This is a genomic window from Spirulina sp. CCNP1310 (assembly GCF_034932185.1).
In the GTDB taxonomy this organism is placed as follows: Bacteria; Cyanobacteriota; Cyanobacteriia; order Cyanobacteriales; family Spirulinaceae; genus Spirulina.
On the sequence record NZ_JAYGHW010000096.1, the window covers coordinates 39,936 to 59,205 of the forward strand.

A 19,270-nucleotide genomic window follows, 5' to 3' on the forward strand; every position below is an offset into this window, starting at 1 on the left:
CCGCAACGACAAACTAGGGCGGGACAAAGGATGATAGGGACATAACCCTAGAGCGGTCTAGGCTATGATAGCAAAGGCAGTTTCCCCAGGGGCTATGAGCAATTCAGAGAATGACGGTGTGAACTGGGTCGATTTAGATTCAGACCCCCCGACGCAGCGGCCCGACCCACCGATTCAGACCTCCTTACCGCCCCAGACTCCGCTAGTCATGGTGGAAACAGCGTTTTTAGCCAGTGCAGCGAGTTTAATTTGGTTAATTAACTATTACTTTCCCCTCGGCCCCTTGCTGCGGCTGTTTTTTCCCATCCCCATTGCCTTGATTTATTTGCGACGGGGCCAGCGGGCGGCTTGGATGGGGGCGTTGGTGTCGGGGTTGTTATTGTCGATTTTAATGGGGCCGACGCGGAGCATTTTGTATGTAATTCCCTACGGATTGATGGGGGTACAGTTGGGCTTTGTGTGGCGGCGGGGGGGGAGTTGGTATCTGTCAATGTTTTTGGGAACGGTTTTAGGCACAGTGGGGTTTTTATTCCGCTTTTGGTTGCTGTCGATTCTGATTGGGGAAAATTTGTGGTTGTATGTAATCAACCAAGTCACCACCTGGGCCAACTGGATTGTGATGCGGTTGGGGCTGTTGACACAGCCAGAGCGGTTTTGGATTGAAATGGGGGCGATCGCCCTCCTGGTGTTGAACAGTGCGATTTACCTATTCACCGTCCATCTCGTCGCCTTATTAATGGGCGATCGCCTCAAAACCCCCATCCCCCGGCCACCGCAATGGGTGCAGGTTTTGTTTGAATACGATTATTGAAGAAAGAGGAGAGAGACAAGAGGAAAGCTCACTTCCCACTTCCTACTTCACTCCCCCACCACTAGGCTATTATGGCTACAATCATCGCGGGCAAGGACTAATTTATGGGCAAGAGTCACACATGGCAAACATTCCTCACCATTGGTTCTGGGATGGTTTTAGGGGTTGCTGTGGTGGGAGGGAGTTTGATCTGGGCGCAACAACAGGGTTGGCTTCCGGGGATCTCTTTACCTCAATGGTCTTTTTCCCTGGGGTTTCGTAGCCACAAGCGGCCGCTGGATGACCAATCCACCGTTTTACCCTTGGCGGTACAGCCCCCGGAACAGCGACGGGAGGAATTGGAGGCGATCGCCTCCCAATCCCAAGCCAGTTTTGACCGTCACCGCGCCCGCTATCTCCTCGCCATGGATCTGTTGGCGGATTTAGAAGGGGGGCCGGCGCTGCGGTGGTTAGAGGGATTAGAGCAGGAGTATCCCGCCCTCGCACCGATGATTTTACTGAAACAGGCCCGGGGCTACGAACTCACCAACAGCCCCGACCGGATGGCGGAAACCCTGAAAACCTTGATGCAAAACTATCCAGAATCCGCCGTGATTGGCGAGGCACTGGTGCAATTGGGAGCCACAAATCCCCAATATTGGCAAGATGCATTAGTGGCCCAACCCCACCATCCAGCGGTGCATGAGATGGTGCATGAACGGATCCGAGCCGAAGGGCAGCAACTCCCCTGGATTTTATTTCTGGTGCGCTATGACAGCCCCAACCCTGTTACCACAGCCTTGATGGATCAGATCGTGATTGAGGCAGCGGAACAGCTTACCCCAGCAGATTGGGAGGCAGTGGGCGATCGCTATTGGGAAGAAGGCAGTTATAGCAAAGCCGCCAGCGCCTACCGCCGCAGTCCCCCCTCCGCCCAAACCCTCTACCGCATTGCCCGAGGGCAAGACCTCAGCGGTCAAAGCAATGAAGCACGGCTCAGTTATCAAAACCTGGCCAATCGTTTCCCCAACGATACCCAAACCGGGCAGGGGTTGCTCCATCTTGCTCGCCTCTCTTCCCCCCAAGATGCCATCCCCCACCTCAACCAAATCATTGAAAAATTTCCCGACCATGCCCCCGAAGCCCTAGACCGCAAAGCCGATCACCTCGAAACCCTAAGGCGGGGAAATGCCGCCAGCCAAACCCGCCAGGATCTCCTGGATCAATATCCCAACGCCGAAATTACGCTCAATTACCGCTGGGCCCAGGCCCAAAAGCAAGCGGAAGCCGGTAATTATGCCAGTGCTTGGAAATGGGCCTACCCCATCGCCATCAACAATCCCAACAGTACCCTCGCCCCCAAAGCGGCGTTTTGGGTGGGGAAATGGGCAAGCCGTTTAGGGCGAGAGGAGGATGCTCGCACTGCCTATGAGTTTGTCTTGAAGCAAAACCCTGAATCTTACTATGCTTGGCGGGCAGCGGCGATCCTCGGTTGGAATGTCGGGACATTTACGACGGTGCGGCAATTCGCGCCAACGGCGACATTACCAACAGTGCGCCCCCAGCCTCCCGCCGGATCAGAACTGTTTCAAGAACTTTATCAATTGGGTCAGGATCAGGATGCGGGTCAAATTTGGCAGGTGGAGCGTCGGCAGGGGGAAGAACTGACGGTGGAGCAACAGTTTACCGATGGCCTGTTGAAGGTGACGGCGGGGGATTATATTCGCGGCATTACCGATATTTGGAGTCTGCGGGAACGGGATCAACCCTTAGAGCGAGAAGCCTGGGCGGCATTGCGACAACAGCCCGCCTATTGGCAAACGCTGTTCCCCTTTCCCTATAGTCCCTTGGTGTTTAAATGGTCTCAGGAACGACAACTGAATTCGTTGCTGGTGATTGCCTTAATTCGTCAGGAATCACGGTTTCAACCGGCGATCCGGTCTTCGGCGGGGGCGTTGGGATTAATGCAGGTGATGCCAGAAACAGCCCAATGGATTGCCCAACAGACGGAGATTGGCGATTATCAGTTGGACAATCCCGAGGACAATATTGAGCTAGGAACGTGGTTTTTAGACTATACCCACCGAGAATTTGATGGGAATTCGATGTTGGCGATCGCCAGTTACAATGCAGGGCCGGGCAATGTCAGCCAATGGAAACGCCGCTTCCCTACTGGTGATCCCGATGAGTTTGTGGAAAAAATTCCCTTTCCCGAAACGAAGGGGTATGTAGAAGCGGTATTTGGCAATTATTGGAATTATTTACGGATTTATAACCCGGAGATTCGGGAGCAGATGGCGGAGTTGGCTGCACCCTGAGAGTAGGGGCCAGCGTCAGCATTTAAACCCCCTTGTTAAGGGGGGCGGCGCAGCCGGGGGGATCCTGGCGACTGGGGCGGAGCGGGATCCCCCCCTGCCCCCCTTAAAAAAGGGGGGGTTCAAGAAACTAGATTGAAAGTAGGGGCGAAAAATTTTTGTGCCTCCGGCAGGCTGACGCCAACGCCCCCACGCCGATGAATGCGATTGGGTTTTCGATGGGGCTTTAATACCCGTTTAACGTGACGGGGGTCGGGAGGGCGGGGCGGTTGCGCCCGAGGTGTTGTTCTTGGAGGGCGGTGACGGCACGGAGGTATTGGGGATCGCGGTTTGTGCCTTGGAGGGAGGGGTTACTGCGCAGAAGGCGCTGTTGATCGCGGCTCAGTTCCACCTCGATGTTGGGGGCGATGCCGTTGCGGTTGATCGTGATGCCGCTGGGGGGGTAGTAGCGGGAAATGGTGACAGCCAGGCCGGAATTATCGGAGAGGTTATGCACCGATTGCACCGTGCCTTTGCCGTAGGTGCGGTTGCCGACGATCACCGCTCGGCCGTTATCCTTCAAAGCCCCCGCGAGGATTTCGCTGGCACTGGCGGAATAGCCATCCACCAAAACGACGAGGGGAAGCTCCGTGAGGGCGGTGCGGTTGGCGTTGTAGGCGCGATCGCCCCCCTGACGGTCAACGGTGCGGACGATCATCCCCGTTTCCATCCACATCCGGGCAATATCCACACTGGCAAACAGCAGGCCGCCGGGATTACCCCGCAGATCCAAGACAAAGCCTTGAATATTTTGGGCTTCGAGGTTAGTAATTGCCTTTTTCATCTGCTCGGCGGCATGGGAGCTAAATTCATCTAAACGGAGATAGCCCACCCGCAGATCCCCCTCCTGCTGCACGTTGTAATGGAGGACAGGGACTTCAATATTGGCTCGGCGCAGGGTGACTTCAAAAATGCCGCTATCGGGGCGCACCAATTGGAGGCGGACGGTGGTGCCAGAATCCCCTCGCAGGAGATCCGAGGCTTCTTCCACGGTCATGAGCGAGGTGGGGCGGCTGTCAATGCGAAGGATGCGATCGCCCGCCTGAATTCCAGCTTGGGCAGCGGGGGAATTTTCCAAAGGCTGCACTACTTTCAATGAACTGGTTTGCTCATCGATGGCCAGTTGCACACCGACACCAGACAGTTCCCCAGAGGTTTGGGTGGTGAGTTCAGCATATTCGCGGGGATCGAGAAAACGGGTGTAGGGGTCGTTGAGTTGCTTGAGGGCATCGCGGATCGCGGTGTAGGCTTCGTTGCGGCTCGTATATTGGCGGCCCAAAAGCTCCTGACGGGTGGCCTGCCAACTGTTCATATCAAAATCGGTGCCAATGAATTCCTCATTGACGATCTGCCAAACTTCATCAACGATCGCTTTCGGACTATCCTCTAACGCCGCCTTAACAGCGGGGGTCATCCCGGGGGCCAGCATCGAAGCGGTGGCGAGGGTGGCGATGGCGCTGTTGAGCAGGAGGGAAGGCAACAAGGCAAAGGGGCGGGCAGATCGGTTCATGGTCGCAACTTTAACGAGAAGGGGGGGGTAAGCAAAGCCATCACAGCGGGAGGTGCTCGTCCCTAGCATAGAAGGGTAAAGCAAAAAGCCGTTGCAAATCTGGCCAGTTTGAAGATTGTCTCGGGATTCAGATTTGGTAACAAGCACCGAGGAAGATCGGTGGGGAATGCTGGGCAGGTTACGAAGGCAGGCCAGACAGGCTGGATTGGTTTCAGTATTCAGCCAAAATACGGACTTTCCATAAAATCTAACAAAATTTTACGGTGAAGGGCGCTGATGGGGCGAACTTCCTGGGCGATGGGGGAGTGGCGATCGCCCCTCACCACATCCTCAGGCGTAACCCAACCCAAATCCCACCCTTCCCGCAGGGTTAACTCCTCCATCGCAACGGTAAGGATACAGGCGAAAACATGGCGCTGAACCCGCTGATCAGGATATTCGCCAAATTTAACGGGGGGTACTGTCAAGGTGTAGTTGATTTCTTCAAGGAGTTCACGATGGAGGGCTTGGCTGGGGGTTTCACCGGGTTCGAGGTGGCCACCAAAGAAGGCCCATTGACCCGGGGCGGCAATGTTGGGGATATTATCCCGCAATTGCAGCAAAAATTGCTGGTTTTGGTGGAGGATGGCGATCGCCACTTCAGGTTTAGGCACTTCCGGTTGAGCCATGGTTCAGCGATTTAAAATAAAGGGTGCGGGGTTGAGCCAAGGATGGCGCAGTTCTAGCAAAAATCAAAAAATTTTGACATTTTAGGAGAATAAAAGCATGGCGAAGATCGCGATGATTGATTACGACATGGGCAATCTCCATTCTGCCGCTAAGGGACTAAGGTCGGCGGGGGCGACAGTGGAAATTACGCGGGATCCGACGGTGATAGCAGCGGCGGATGGGATTGTCTTGCCGGGGGTGGGGGCCTTTGATCCGGCGGTGCAGGCGTTGCGGGCCTGTGGATTGGAGGGGCCAATTCGGGGGGCGATCGCATCCGGCAAGCCCTTTTTAGGGATTTGTTTAGGGCTACATCTGTTGTTTGAGGGTTCTGAGGAAGGCCAGGAGTCAGGTTTGGGCATTCTGCCGGGTTGGGTGCGGCGGTTTCATTCGGAGCCGGGGTTAACGATTCCCCACATGGGTTGGAATCAGTTGGCGTTTGTCCAGCCGGAGCATTGGGCTTGGCAGGGGCTAGGAGATTCTCCCTATGTGTATTTTGTTCATTCCTATTTTGTCGATCCGGTAGATGCAGGGGTGAGGGCAGCGATGGTGGGCCATGGTTCCCAGATGGTGACGGCGGCGATCGCCTCCAACAACATCACCGCTGTCCAGTTTCACCCGGAGAAATCTTCCCAGGCGGGGTTGCAGTTGTTGGCGAATTTCGTAAAACAGGTGGGCTAGGGGGCGATCGCTAGCGGTTCAGATGATCCCCCTCAATCCCCCTTAAAAAGGGGGAAGTAGAGTTCTGACATCGGCTTCTAATGTATCGCGGCAGGCGAGGACGGCTTTCCAGAGGTAGGGATGCTCCATGGGTTCGCTGGCCAGGGCTTCGAGGTGTTGGTAGACAGCGGCGGCGGTGGTGGGGTCGGGAAATTGGCTGGAGGCGGCGCGAATTTTAGGGTGGTCGGTGGGGATGACATTTTCCTGATCATTGAAGAGGCTTTCGTGGAGTTTTTCGCCGGGTCGTAGGCCAGTGATTGCGATCGGAATATCCACACCGGGCCGGAACCCGGCTAGGCGGATCATCTGCTCCGCTAAATCATAAATCCGCACCGGTTCCCCCATATCCAACACGAGGATCTGCCCCGATTTGCCCACGGCTAAACTCTGGATCACGAGTTGGGAGGCTTCCGGCGTGGTCATGAAATAGCGGGTCATGGCGGCATCGGTGACAGTGACGGGGCCGCCTCGATCGATTTGCCCTTGAAAAATCGGCACGACGCTGCCGCGACTACCGAGGACATTGCCAAAGCGAACCACAAGGAAGCGGGTGGTGCGGGCATGGGCATAGGAACGCACCAACAGTTCTGCTAACCGTTTACTCATCCCCATGAAATTGCTTGATTCCACCGCTTTATCGGTGGAAATCATCACAAAGGTTTCTACGCCGATTTCCGTAGCGAGACGGGCTAAATCTGCGGAAGCAAGGGTGTTGTTGGCGATCGCCTCGTTGGGGTGTTGCTCCATGAGGGGAACGTGCTTATGGGCAGCAGCGTGGAAAATCACCTGGGGTTGGTATTCCTGGAGCAGTTGGGCGATGCGGGGGGTGTGGCGAATATCGGCGATCAGGGGGTGAATGGGGAGATCGGGGTGGGTGCGGCGCAGTTCCTGCTCGATGGTGAAAATGCTGTTTTCGCCACGACCGAGGAGGAGCAGTTGTTGGGGCTGAAGGCGGGCCAGTTGGCGGCAAATTTCGGAGCCGATGGTTCCCCCAGCCCCGGTGATCAGGATGCGGCGGTTGTAGATCTGTTCGCTGGCGGAGGGGAATTGGCTGTTAAATTCTTCGGCAAAGTCGAGGTTAATTTCGGGGCGGCCAAGGATGTCTTGAATTTGGACGGCGCGGGCTTGGGGGGTGAGGGAGCGATCACGCAGCAGTTCCCCCTGGCCGGGCAAAATCTTCAGTTTGAGGGGGGTTCCCTCCACTTGGGCAAGGATGCGGCGGATCTGGTCGGGGCGGGCCGAAGGGATCGTGATCAGGGCTTCGGTGATCTCGTGACGTTCTGCGAGGGGGAGGAGTTGGCTGGTGGGGCCGAGGATTTTGATCCCTTCGACGGTGCGGCCAATTTTGGTGCGATCGTCATCAACAAACCCGATAATTTCAATGCCGAGGCTGGGATTATGCTGGGCTTCTCGAACCACTAAGGCCCCAGCCTGGCCGGCCCCAATCAGGAGGAGGCGTTGGCGGGGTTGGCGGGAGCGCCGTTGCCAGAGGGGTTGTTGGGTGGTGCGGCGGCGGGTGTAGCGCAGTAACACCATCCCCATAATACAGAAACACCAATCGATAACCGCGACACCGAGGGGAATGCCCGTGTCTGCCCAACCGAGACGGGGTAGGATTAGGCGGGTGGTGGCGAGAACGCCGAGGGAGTAGAGGGTGACGGCATTAACGAGGGTAATTAAGTCTTTCAGACCGAAGAGTCGCCACACCTGTTGATAGAGGCCGAATCCCGCTTGGATCAGGAGGCGGCCAGGGATGGCAATGAGGGGAAGGAGCAGAGCAAGTTCTGTATGGGGGGGTTTAATCTCCCCCTCGAAGCGAATCCAGAAGGCGAGGAAGCAGACGAGCCAGGCCAGGATGCCATCAAGGCCCAGTTGGGCAAGGCGGTAGCTGGAGGGTAGGAAGGGGGGTTTAGCCATGGTGATGCAACGGGAATGCTCCGGGGCAAGACGGGGGATTTACTCGGAAGGTTTCTGGGGTTGGGTGGCGGCGGCGAGTTCGGCTCGCCAATGGGGGATTTGTTCGCGGATGATGGCGGCGAGGGTGGCAACCATGAAGCCGGCGATCATCGAAAGGATGGCGATTTGGAGGGGCGATCTTCCCCCCCCGATGCTTTCGGTGATTTCGCTTGGGTCAAGGATGAGAATCGGAAAGATTTCTTGGCTGAGGGTGAGGAGGGCTTCCCCCTCGAGATTGTTAAGGTCTGCGTAGTCCTGTTCCTGGGCGATCAGTTGGGTGACGAGGCGGGCGCGTTCGGTTTCGAGGGCGGCTTGGCGCAGGGGATTGGTTTCGGTGGCAATTTCGGTTTCGAGGCGGGTGAGGACGGTGCGAAATTGCTCAATTTGGCGATCGAGGTTGGCGAGGGTGGTGGGGAGGGCAGCGGCAGTGCGCTCGGCAAGGAGGGTGTTGATGGTGGTGATTACCGCTTCGTCGGCGTTGAGGAGGCGATCGCGATCGGGGGCGGTGAGGGTGATATCGAGGCGTTGGTTCGTGGTGTCGTGGGTGGCTTGGGCCTGGAAATCCGTTGGTGGATTCTCGTTCAGGAAAGCAACAGCATCAACATAAATCTGGTTGATCGAAATGCTCTGGAGGGGCGAATTAGCAATCAAGTTGGTGCTGCTGGGGTGTTGTAACCAACTGGGGAGTCGTAGGGGGGTGGGGGTAATGGTTAGCGTCAAGGTTTGGCTATAGCCAGGGGCTGTGGTTTGACGGCTGACATTGAGGAGGAGGCCGCCTACGGTGAAAATTATCGTTGTGGCCAGGATGAAGCGGCCATTGCGGAGCAGGAAGCGAAAAATATCAACGAGGGAGATTTCGTCGTCTTCGTAGGGAGTGGGGTCAACGGAAGTCATGGGCAATTTAGAGGCTGCGTCGTAATCTTCAGGGTCAGCATACCGGATCAGGGGGGATTTGGCTGGGTTTAGTCGGTGATATCGGGGCGAAAAATTTTTCGCCCCTTTTCGCTCCTACTGTCCGTGATTGGGGATTTTTTTCGGGGATCTTGGGTTTTCCGTGAGTTATGGTGTATGGTGCAAAGGTGAAAAATGAATCAACTTGCTGAATGTGAAGTGGGCTTTGATGGTCTTTAGATCTCGGCCTCTTCCCCGCAGCCTTCTTTTCCCTGGGGCAATCTACCCCAATACTGGAATGAATTTGGAGGTCGAAGTGCAGGATAGATCTGTCCGAAATCGGAAACGGTCGAAGCGACGGGGTATTTTTTGTCCCCACCACGGCTGTTATTTGGATAGTGTTAGCCAAAAGTATCCCCTCTATACGGAGTCGGCGGGAACGTTACAGTCGCGGGGGGTGAATCGGCTATCGGCGTTGTTGTTGGTGGCAACGCAGACAGCCGTACCGTTAACGGGGGAGTGGTTAGAAGGGTTTTGGTGTCATCTCTGTCAGGAGACACGCTGGTATTATGTGCGGCAGTGTGATCGCGCCTACGAAGTCCAATTAGCTCCCTGTGAATTGTGGATGCAGGCGACGGGGGTGATTAATCCAGCGGGCAATCCGTCAGTGGGAGAGTTTACGCGACGGCAGGCCAGGGCGCGATCGGGTGTGCGTGATTTTGGGATGATGGCTTAATAAAAATGTAAAATTAAACAGGCAAAATTTTGATCAAGTTTTTAAAAAAATTACTAGGCTTATTCACAACTAGAGAGCAATGGCAACTGGCAGGGCTTTTTCTGCTCATTTTGACTGGCGCTGGATTTGAAGCACTGAGTGTTGGTTTAGTTCTGCCTTTTATTACCCTTCTAGAAAATCCACAAAGGGTTGAAGAAGCTGGACTATTGATGTGGGTTTATCAAGTATTTGAAGAACCAGAATTACGACAGTTTTTAACTTGGGCTGGTTTAGGACTTGTCGCGATTTATCTAATAAAGAATGCATATTTAACAACTTTAACTTATTTGCAATTTCGTTTTATTCATAATAAACAAATTAAACTCTGTTCTCAGCTTTTTCATAACTATTTGTACAGCCCGTATACATTTCATTTGCAGCGAAATACTGCTGACTTAACTCGTAATCTTACGACTGAAACTTCTCAGTTTTTTAGTGGTGTTTTAACATCGGGACTATTTGCAGCTACAGAGATAACAATTTTATCTTGTATTTGTTTATTTTTATTAACGGTGGAACCAATAACTTCTCTTGCAGCATTAGGAGGAGTTGGTTTGGCGACAGTCATTTTTTATCGAGGGGTACGGCTAAAGTTAAGCGTATTAGGAAAAGCTCGCCAATACCACCAAGGACAAGTAATCCAAACAATCAATCAAGGATTAGGTGGGGTCAAAGAGTCAAAAGTTTTGGGGAGAGAAGATCTGTTTATTGATGATTATCAGAAGCATAATGTTCTTGCTACTCAGTCCTTACAGTTTTATCAAGTTGTCAACCAATTACCTCGATTTTTTATTGAATCAATTGCTATTGTTGGATTAATGGTAATTGTTGTCTCTGTTTTAGCCCAAGGTAAAAGTTTAGATGCAATAATACCAACATTATCTTTATTTACAGCAGCGGCATTTCGGTTAATGCCCTCGATTAACCGAATTTTGGGTTCAGTAACGTCAATGCGATTTAGTGCTTACAGCGTTTATTTGCTTGATCATGACTTAAAAGAGCTAGGAAGCTCAATAGAAAACCATCGATTAATAGATTCCAAAAGGTTAGTTGTAACTACTCCCGTGTTAGAGGCAGGAATTGAGCTAGATGATGTATTTTACTGTTATCCTGGAGCTAGTAATCACGCCCTCAAAGGGATATCTTTGAGTATTCCTAAAGGGTCATCCGTTGGCTTTGTGGGATCTTCAGGGGCTGGAAAAACCACGATTGTTGATGTAATTCTCGGACTATTGCCGCCCACTCAGGGAAAGATTTTAGTGGATGGTCAAAATATTTATGATGATTTATCAAATTGGCATCGCTTCATTGGCTATATTCCTCAAAACATTTATTTGTGTGATGATACGTTACGCAATAATATTGCGTTTGGGATTTCCAGAGATCGGATCAATGAGGAAGCGATAAAATCTGCGGTTAACTTAGCTCAGTTGAATGAGTTAGTAGCCAGTTTACCCGCAGGTTTAGATACTTTAGTTGGAGAACGAGGTGTGAGACTGTCAGGAGGACAACGGCAGCGAGTGGGCATTGCTAGAGCATTATATCACAATCCATGTGTATTGGTAATGGATGAGGCGACAGCTGCTTTAGATAATCAGACTGAGGCTAGGGTGATGGATGCGGTAGAAAAGTTGAGTGGGGAGAAAACATTGATTATGATTGCTCACAGGTTAAGTACCGTAAAAAAATGTGATCGCCTCTATTTTATGAGTCAGGGACAGATTATAGATTCAGGAACTTATGACGAATTATGTAAACGCAATCAAGAATTTCAGATTATGGCTCAAGTAGTCAGTTCAGAAAAAAATTAACGTTTCAATCTATTATCACTTTGGATAATAAAAAATATTCAGTGCTGAGGAAAATAAATTGACTTCTAAGCCAAAAATTTTAGTTACTGGTGCAGATGGTTTTATTGGCTCTCACGTAACAGAAGAATTTGTGAGGCAGGGTTATTTTGTAAAGGCTTTTGTTTTATATAACTCTTTCAACTCCTGGGGATGGCTAGACCATTCTCCAAAGGAAATTTTAGAAAGTTTGGAAGTGTTTTCTGGCGATATTCGCGATCCTTATGGGCTTAAAGAAGCTATGAAAGGCTGCGATATCGTATTACACCTAGCGGCATTAATTGCTATTCCTTATTCTTATCATTCGCCCGCAACTTATGTGGATACGAATATAACAGGAACGCTAAATGTAGTTCAGGCAGCCAGGGAATTAGATATTGAAAAAGTTGTGCATACTTCCACCAGTGAAGTTTATGGCACGGCTAAGTTTGTTCCTATTACAGAGGAACATCCATTACAAGGTCAGTCTCCCTACTCAGCGAGTAAGATCGGAGCTGACCAAATTGCAATGTCTTTTTACCAGTCTTTTAATACTCCGGTATCGATTATTCGCCCGTTTAACACCTATGGGCCACGACAGTCAGCGCGGGCAGTTATTCCTACGGTGATTACTCAGATTGCTAATGGAGCAAGGAAAATCAAGTTGGGAGCATTGCATCCCACAAGAGATTTTAATTATGTCAAAGATACCGTTCGAGGATTTATTGCCATAGCGGAGTCTAAAAAATCCATCGGCGAAGTAATTAATATTGGCAGTAATTTTGAAATTTCTATCGGTGACACGGTGCAACTTATTGCAGAGGCAATGGGTGTAGAGATTGAGATCGAGACAGATGAGGTTCGCTTACGTCCTGAGAAAAGTGAAGTGAATCGTTTATGGGCAGACAATACTAAGGCTAAGGAGGTTGTGGGGTGGGAGCCTTTGTATGGTGGACGTGCAGGATTTAAGCGAGGTTTGGCAGAAACGGCAGAATGGTTTAGTAATCCAGCGAACCTAGCAGGATATAAGAGCGATCGCTACAATATTTAAAGGTATCTGAAGATTGGACAAAATAGAACAGGATTTTTTACAAGCGTTGAAAACTGTCTTAGGACAGCCAAATCCCTTTGTTCCACTTCACGAACCTGAGTTTATGGGTAATGAGTGGGAGCGGGTCAAAGATTGTCTTGATTCCACTTTTGTTTCATCCGTCGGCAAATACGTTGATCGCTTTGAAGTCATGCTGGCGGAATATACAGGGGCGAAGTATGCCGTAGCTGTAGTGAATGGCACGGCGGCCTTACATATTGCTTTATTGTTGGCAGGGGTTAGAACGGGAGATGAGGTCTTAATTCCGGCTTTATCTTTTGTGGCGACAGCAAATGCGGTGTCCCACTGTGGAGCAATCCCCCATTTTATCGAGAGTCAATTTGAAACCTTGGGGATAGATCCTCATGCTTTGAATGACTATCTCAAGCATTGTAGTTTGTCTAGTTCAGAGGGATTAACGAATCGATTGACAGGACGGCGGATTGCTGCGGTTATACCTATGCACACTTATGGTCATCCAGTAGATATGAGTTCTCTGCTTGAGGTGGCAAATCGTTATCATTTGCCTGTGGTGGAAGATGCGGCAGAATCTTTGGGCAGTTGTTATCGGGGTCAACATACGGGAACGTTTGGGCAGTTGGGAACACTAAGTTTTAATGGCAATAAGGTGATAACGACTGGTGGAGGCGGCGCGATTTTAACCAATGATGCAAAATTGGCTCAACAGGCTAAACATTTGACTACAACGGCTAAACAGCCTCATCGTTGGGAGTTTTTCCATGATGCCGTTGCCTGGAATTATCGCTTGCCGAATTTGAATGCTGCTTTAGGATGTGCTCAGATGGAGCAGTTACCTAGTCTTTTGAATCGCAAACGATTATTAGCGCAGAAATATCAGGAGGTATTTCAAGATGTCGAGGGAGTTGGTTTTGTTGTTGAGCCTGCCAATAGTCAGAGTAATTATTGGTTAAATACTCTGCGGTTAGAAGAGCCTAGTTTATTAGTCCGCGATCGCCTCTTAACCGTTGCTAATGATGCAGGGTATCAATGCCGTCCTACTTGGACATTGCTCCATAAGCTGCCGATGTATGCTGATTGTCCTCATGCTCCTTTGCCAGTTGCGGAACAGTTGGAAGTCAGTTTAATTAATGTGCCGAGTAGTGCAAAACTTGCGGGGGCGGCAAGATGATGGCACAGCGCAAAATCTGTATTGTTACGGGGACTCGGGCTGAGTATGGTTTGTTGTACTGGCTGATGAAAGAAGTTGCTGATGATGATGACCTAGCGCTACAGATTATCGCTACGGGGATGCATCTTTCTCCTGAGTTTGGTTTGACCTATCAGCAAATTGAGGCAGATGGTTTCAGTATTGATGCCAAGGTAGAGATGCTGTTATCGTCTGACACGCCTGTGGGAATTGCGAAATCTATGGGTTTGGGAGTTATCGGCTTTGCTGATGCTTTGGATCGCCTGAAGCCTGATATTTTGGTGGTGTTGGGCGATCGCTTTGAAATTCTCGCCGCAGCTCAAGCGGCAATGGTTGCTAGAATTCCTATCGCTCATATTCATGGGGGAGAGACTACGGAAGGGGCATTCGATGAGCAAATTCGTCATGCCATCACCAAATTTGCCCAATGGCATTTTGTTGCCGCAGAGCCTTATCGTCAGCGTGTGATTCAATTGGGAGAATCCCCCGATCGCGTCTTTAACGTTGGTTCTCCAGGTCTAGACCATCTTCAATATATGGACTGGCTTGATCGCTCTACTTTAGAACGATCTCTAGGGATTAAACTGCGATCGCCCCTCTTCCTAGTGACTTATCATCCGGTTACGCTAGATCAACAGTCTCCGTCAATCGCCATGCAGGAGCTATTAGAGGCTCTGGATGGTTTTCCAGAGGCAACGGTCATCCTGACCTATCCTAATGCTGATACCGGAGGGCGCGTTTTGATTAAGCAGATCGATCAATGGGTGAAGCACAATCAACATCGATCGAAAGCATTTGTTTCCCTTGGTCAACAACGGTATCTAAGTCTGATGGGTGAAGCGGATGTAATAATTGGCAATTCCTCTAGTGGATTGACAGAAGCGCCAGCCCTGAAAAAAGCAACCGTGAATGTTGGCGATCGCCAAAAGGGTCGTCTCAAAGCCCAGTCAGTGATTGATACGCCAGAACGCAGCCAGGATATTGTGGCGGGTATTCATCAAGCCCTATCTGACAAGTTTCAATCGATGCTACCCTCAGTTAAATCCTTGTATGGAACAGGAAATGTGAGTCAGCAAATCAAGGAAGAACTAAAAGCTGTGCCACTGCAAACTCGAAAAGCCTTTTTCGATATTGAGCATGATTTCTAAAATGTCCACATTTATCATTGCCGAAGCAGGGGTTAATCATAACGGCAACATCGATCTAGCCCAGCAACTAATTGATATTGCGGCTGATGCGGGGGCAGATGCCGTTAAATTCCAAACTTTCCAAGCCGATCGGGTCGTGAGTCGCTATGCACCCAAGGCTGAGTATCAAACTCAAACGACAGGGAAAACAGAAAGTCAGTTGGAGATGGTTCGCAAACTGGAATTAAGCGCGTCGGATCACGAGGTTTTAATTCGTCATGCTCAGTCCAGAGGGATTCGATTTCTCTCAACCCCTTTTGATGTCCCTAGCCTATATCTCTTGACGCGAGATTTGGGTTTAAACACGATTAAAATCCCCTCTGGGGAAATTACTAATGCTCCTTTTTTACTGGAGATTGCCCGTTCTGCGGAAAGGATCATCCTCTCAACGGGAATGAGTACATTAGGGGAAGTGGAGGCGGCGTTAGGGGTTTTGGCCTTTGGGTTGACGACGGATCAGACGATTCCCCAGCGGGGAGATTTTGAGCGTGCTTTTGCTTCTGAGCAAGGACAGCAGGAGTTGCGCGATCGCGTCACCCTCCTCCACTGCACGACGGAATATCCAGCCCCCTTTGCGGAGGTGAATTTACGGGCGATGGATACTCTGGCAGCGGCTTTTGGGTTGCCGGTGGGTTATTCTGACCACACACCGGGGATTCATATTTCCTTGGCGGCGGTGGCGCGGGGTGCTAAGGTTATCGAGAAGCATTTTACGAGTGATCGGTCTCTCCCTGGCCCGGATCATCGGGCATCTTTGGAGCCACAGGAGCTACATCGGCTAGTGCAGCAAATTCGCGAGATTGAGCAAGCATTGGGAGATGGGGTTAAGCGGCCTACGGCTTCTGAGTGGAAGAATCGGGAGGTTGCTCGTAAGAGTTTGGTGGCTGCTCGGGCGATCGAGGCTGGTGAAGTATTTACGGAACAAAACTTGACTTGTAAAAGACCTGCAATAGGAAATTCTCCTTTTAGCTACTGGAAACTCATAGGGGAAACCTCCGCACAGAGTTACACCATTGATGAAGTGATCGATGTTTGAAAAAATTTATATCTTAGGTGCAGGAGGGCATGGGAAAGTTGTGTTAGAAACGCTCTTAATGAGTGGCATCCAACCAACAGGCATCCTAGATAACAAATTGTATAAATTAGGCAAAATAAGGGATATACCTATTTTAGGAGGAGATGATTACCTAAATTCCATATCTAGCAATTGCACATATCTCATCAATGGATTGGGGGCTAATCCACAAACTACTAAACGAAGAAATTTATTTGAGACAATGAAAGCGCGAGGGTTTACATTTAAATCATTGAGCCATCCATCATCAGTAATTAGTTGTACTGTAGAATTCGGCGAAGGGTGTCAAGTTATGGCTGGGGCAATTTTACAGCCGGATGTTATTCTAGGTGACAATGTTGTAATCAATACTCGATCTAGCATCGACCATGATTGCGTTATTGAATCCCATGTATTTATTAGTCCAGGGGTAGTTCTATGCGGTAACGTGAAAGTCTCTTCATGTGCTTTTATTGGTGCGGGTGCTGTGATTATGCCGGGTATTCGCATTGGAAATGGTTCAGTCATTGGTGCGGGTTCCGTTGTTACGGAAGCGATACCAGATGAATGGGTTGTTCTTGGAAATCCTGCGAAAAGATTACGATAGATTTTTGACCGCTCATCAGTTTTTAAGATAGGTAAATTCACATGAAGTCATTGAAGTGGTGTACGAACTGTTTGTCCATGTCAACTCGTCCCAGAATTAATTTTGATGAAAGGGGATGGTGTAATGCCTGTGTATGGATGGAGCAAAAGAAAACCCTAGATTGGGAATCAAGACACCGCGAGTTAAATCAACTTCTCGACAAACATCGTCACCAAGACAATGGTTTTGATTGCCTAGTACCTGTCAGCGGGGGAAAAGATGGCTCTTATGTTGCTTATAACTTGAAGCATCGTTATGGAATGAATCCTCTGGCTGTAACAATTACTCCGCCGCTTCCGCTAGAGCTAGGAGAACGTAATCTTCGTTCCTTTGTGGAAAGTGGTTACAATCATATATCAATTAATCCAGACCATGAGGCGATGCGAGTCCTAAACAAAATCGGTCTTATTGAAATGGGTTTTCCATATTATGGATGGCTCATAGCAATTCAATCCGCAGTAATTCGTATAGCCATTAATTTTGGCATTCATCTGATTTTTTACGGAGAAGATGGAGAAGTGGAATATGGGGGATCAACGGAGACGGCTAAAAAACCTGTTTATGATGTTAGCTACATGAAGAAAATCTACCTTGAAGGTGGGTATGAGAAAGTTCTTGAAAAATCTAAATTACCTCTTGAGAGCTTGTATTTTTTCGGATTTCCATCTGATGCAGAACTAGACCAGAGTGCAATCAGTATTACTCACTGGTCTTATTTTGAAAATTGGGATCCTTACCGCAATTACTTGACTGCCAAAGAGCACTGCGGCCTTAAAGAATCTGAAAGCTCAAATTCAGGAACTTTTACTAATTTTTCTCAAAATGATCAAGCATTATATGCTTTGCACACCTATATCATGTATCTCAAGTTTGGCTTTGGGCGTGCCAATCAAGATGCTTCGATTGAAATCCGAAGAGGTGCCATGGATAGAAGCCAAGCAATCAACCTAGTTCGACTCTATGATGGTCAGTACCCAGAAGAGTTTCTTGAAACTTATCTAGACTATTATCAAATGAGTCAGGAAGAATTTAGTATAGCCCTTGATCGTTGGGCTAATCTTGACCTATTCGATAAGGTTAATGGCTACTGGACACCTAAATTTTCTATTTCGTAGTCATGAAGAACCGTATAACTGTTATTGATTACAAGATGGGAAACATATGTTCTGTACTGAATGCCTTGACTTACCTAGGTTACAGTGCGTCGGTTAGCAGTGATTGTCGCGAAATACTTGACTCAAATGTATTGATCTTGCCTGGAGTGGGATCATTTCATCGGGCAATGATGACTTTATGTCAAACGGGACTTGATCGAGCAATTGTGGAGGCGGTCATAGACAAAGGCAGCAAGATTCTTGGTATATGCCTAGGGATGCAACTATTAGCACAATCCAGTACAGAGGATGGCAAAACAAGAGGACTTGGTCTGATTCCTGCGAATGTTGAGCGGTTTAAACAGGATGGTCTAAACGGATTGAAAGTCCCACATATTGGCTTTAACCAGGTTACTTCTGAATCAGATTCAATTCTTTTCAAGGATTTGCCATCTCAAGTTGATTTCTATTTTGTGCACTCTTATCGAATTTTGCCCGCTGGATTGCCAGGAAAAGCTGCGCATTGTTGTCATGGTGAAACATTTCTTGCAGCTTATGAGTGGGATAATGTGTTTGCAACTCAATTCCATCCAGAGAAAAGCCAAACTAACGGACTCAAGTTGTTGAAGAATTTCTTACTAGAAGTAAGCCCTGAAAAGTAAATACGATCAAACATTACTAATGCTTAAGAAAAGAATCATTTTTACACTTCTATATAGCGACGGTCAGTTCATGCTAAGTCGTAACTTTCGACTACAAAGAGTAGGGAATTTGGACTGGTTGGAACGGCACTATAATTTTTCTCATATCTCCTTTTTTATTGACGAATTAGTTGTTTTGGATGTAACACGCAAAAAAAGAGACTTTTATAGCTTTTGTGAAACACTTCGGCATCTTTCTAGAGGTTGTTTTATGCCCATTGCTGTGGGAGGCGGCATTCGTAATCTAGATCAAGCCCGAGAACTGCTTAGATCTGGAGCAGATAAAATTGTAGTTAATACGCCAGTTTTTGATCATCCTGAGTTCGTGAGTCAGCTAGTTAGTGAGTTTGGACAGCAGTGTGTGGTTGCATCTCTAGACCTGAAAAAAAACTCAGAAGGAACTTATCAAATTTGCGTCGATTCAGGAAGCCGAATGCTTGAGGATAGTGCTTCAAAATGGATTAAACAGATTTTAAAGCAGTCAGTGGGCGAACTGTACCTTAACTCTATTGATCGGGATGGCACTGGCCAGGGTTATGACTTTTCGATTTTAGATCAGTTACCTAGTAACTTACCAGTTCCGGTAGTTTTGGCAGGTGGGGCTGGTAATGCACAGCATCTTGCAACTGGTATTGCAGATTGTAGGGTTGATGCCGTAGCTACTGCACATCTGTTCAACTTCATTGGTGATGGATTAGAAAAAGCCCGAAAAGAATTAATTGCAAGTGGAATTGAATTGCCACTATGGATTTCGCCCATCAATGATCAGCAAATGATTTTGATACAATGATTTTTCTGGAATT

At 49.2% G+C, this 19,270-nt stretch carries 17 protein-coding genes; 13 read left to right on the forward strand and 4 right to left on the reverse strand.

Features of this window, described 5'->3' with window-relative positions:
• Window positions 1–94: 94 nt before the first annotated feature.
• A complete protein-coding gene (locus VB712_RS18345) occupies window positions 95–811 on the forward strand; it encodes a DUF2232 domain-containing protein (RefSeq protein ID WP_323257397.1) in 717 nt (238 codons plus the stop codon).
• Window positions 812–915: 104 nt separating this feature from the next.
• Entirely contained in the window at window positions 916–3,108 is a 2,193-nt protein-coding gene (locus VB712_RS18350; RefSeq protein ID WP_323257399.1) for a transglycosylase SLT domain-containing protein, read from the forward strand.
• 223 nt (window positions 3,109–3,331) lie between these two features.
• Here VB712_RS18350 and ctpB read toward each other — a convergent pair whose 3' ends face one another.
• Window positions 3,332–4,654 (reverse strand): carboxyl-terminal processing protease CtpB, encoded by a 1,323-nt coding sequence (gene ctpB / locus VB712_RS18355; protein WP_323257401.1) that lies wholly within the window; start codon window positions 4,652–4,654, stop codon window positions 3,332–3,334.
• 218 nt (window positions 4,655–4,872) lie between these two features.
• Entirely contained in the window at window positions 4,873–5,322 is a 450-nt protein-coding gene (locus tag VB712_RS18360) for an NUDIX hydrolase (RefSeq protein ID WP_323257403.1), read from the reverse strand.
• 97 nt (window positions 5,323–5,419) lie between these two features.
• Here VB712_RS18360 and hisH (VB712_RS18365) point away from each other — a divergent pair, with 97 nt between their 5' ends.
• Entirely contained in the window at window positions 5,420–6,040 is a 621-nt protein-coding gene (gene hisH, locus VB712_RS18365; RefSeq protein ID WP_323257405.1) for an imidazole glycerol phosphate synthase subunit HisH, read from the forward strand.
• A gap of 42 nt (window positions 6,041–6,082) precedes the next feature.
• On the opposite strand, the gene VB712_RS18370 is transcribed toward hisH (VB712_RS18365), so the two are convergent.
• Together VB712_RS18370 and VB712_RS18375 are read right to left on the reverse strand one after the other, a co-directional pair.
• Window positions 6,083–7,996, reverse strand: a complete 1,914-nt coding sequence (locus tag VB712_RS18370; RefSeq protein ID WP_323257407.1) for a nucleoside-diphosphate sugar epimerase/dehydratase — start codon at window positions 7,994–7,996, stop codon at window positions 6,083–6,085.
• Window positions 7,997–8,035: 39 nt separating this feature from the next.
• Window positions 8,036–8,929 carry a hypothetical protein gene (locus tag VB712_RS18375; protein WP_323257408.1) on the reverse strand — a complete coding sequence of 298 codons (894 nt, stop codon included), beginning with the start codon at window positions 8,927–8,929 and terminating at the stop codon, window positions 8,036–8,038.
• A gap of 295 nt (window positions 8,930–9,224) precedes the next feature.
• On the opposite strand from VB712_RS18375, the gene VB712_RS18380 reads away from it, so the two are divergent.
• The 10 genes from VB712_RS18380 to VB712_RS18425 all read left to right on the forward strand — a co-directional run bounded on the left by VB712_RS18380 (window position 9,225) and on the right by VB712_RS18425 (window position 19,257).
• The gene (locus VB712_RS18380; RefSeq protein ID WP_323257410.1) at window positions 9,225–9,662 is read left to right on the forward strand and encodes a hypothetical protein; all 438 of its coding nucleotides are present in this window, start codon (window positions 9,225–9,227) and stop codon (window positions 9,660–9,662) included.
• Between the two features lie 29 nt (window positions 9,663–9,691).
• A complete protein-coding gene (locus VB712_RS18385) occupies window positions 9,692–11,512 on the forward strand; it encodes an ABC transporter ATP-binding protein (protein ID WP_323257412.1) in 1,821 nt (606 codons plus the stop codon).
• A gap of 58 nt (window positions 11,513–11,570) precedes the next feature.
• The gene (locus tag VB712_RS18390) at window positions 11,571–12,578 is read left to right on the forward strand and encodes an NAD-dependent 4,6-dehydratase LegB (RefSeq protein ID WP_323257414.1); all 1,008 of its coding nucleotides are present in this window, start codon (window positions 11,571–11,573) and stop codon (window positions 12,576–12,578) included.
• A 13-nt stretch (window positions 12,579–12,591) separates the two neighbouring features.
• Window positions 12,592–13,767: a LegC family aminotransferase gene (locus tag VB712_RS18395; RefSeq protein WP_323257416.1), complete on the forward strand. Its 1,176-nt coding sequence runs from the start codon at window positions 12,592–12,594 to the stop codon at window positions 13,765–13,767.
• Window positions 13,767–14,933, forward strand: coding sequence for a UDP-N-acetylglucosamine 2-epimerase (neuC, locus tag VB712_RS18400; RefSeq protein WP_323257418.1), 1,167 nt, complete (start codon window positions 13,767–13,769; stop codon window positions 14,931–14,933). Before VB712_RS18395 ends, neuC begins: the two co-directional genes overlap by 1 nt.
• Window position 14,934: 1 nt before the next feature.
• Entirely contained in the window at window positions 14,935–16,008 is a 1,074-nt protein-coding gene (gene neuB / locus VB712_RS18405) for an N-acetylneuraminate synthase (RefSeq protein WP_323257420.1), read from the forward strand.
• Entirely contained in the window at window positions 16,001–16,633 is a 633-nt protein-coding gene (locus VB712_RS18410) for an acetyltransferase (RefSeq protein ID WP_323257422.1), read from the forward strand. Before neuB ends, VB712_RS18410 begins: the two co-directional genes overlap by 8 nt.
• A 41-nt stretch (window positions 16,634–16,674) precedes the next feature.
• On the forward strand, window positions 16,675–17,787 hold the full coding sequence (locus tag VB712_RS18415) for an N-acetyl sugar amidotransferase (protein WP_323257424.1): 1,113 nt from the start codon (window positions 16,675–16,677) through the stop codon (window positions 17,785–17,787).
• A 2-nt stretch (window positions 17,788–17,789) separates the two neighbouring features.
• The gene (hisH, locus tag VB712_RS18420; RefSeq protein WP_323257426.1) at window positions 17,790–18,428 is read left to right on the forward strand and encodes an imidazole glycerol phosphate synthase subunit HisH; all 639 of its coding nucleotides are present in this window, start codon (window positions 17,790–17,792) and stop codon (window positions 18,426–18,428) included.
• 70 nt (window positions 18,429–18,498) lie between these two features.
• Window positions 18,499–19,257 (forward strand): HisA/HisF-related TIM barrel protein, encoded by a 759-nt coding sequence (locus VB712_RS18425; RefSeq protein WP_323257428.1) that lies wholly within the window; start codon window positions 18,499–18,501, stop codon window positions 19,255–19,257.
• The last annotated feature ends 13 nt before the right edge of the window (window positions 19,258–19,270 follow it).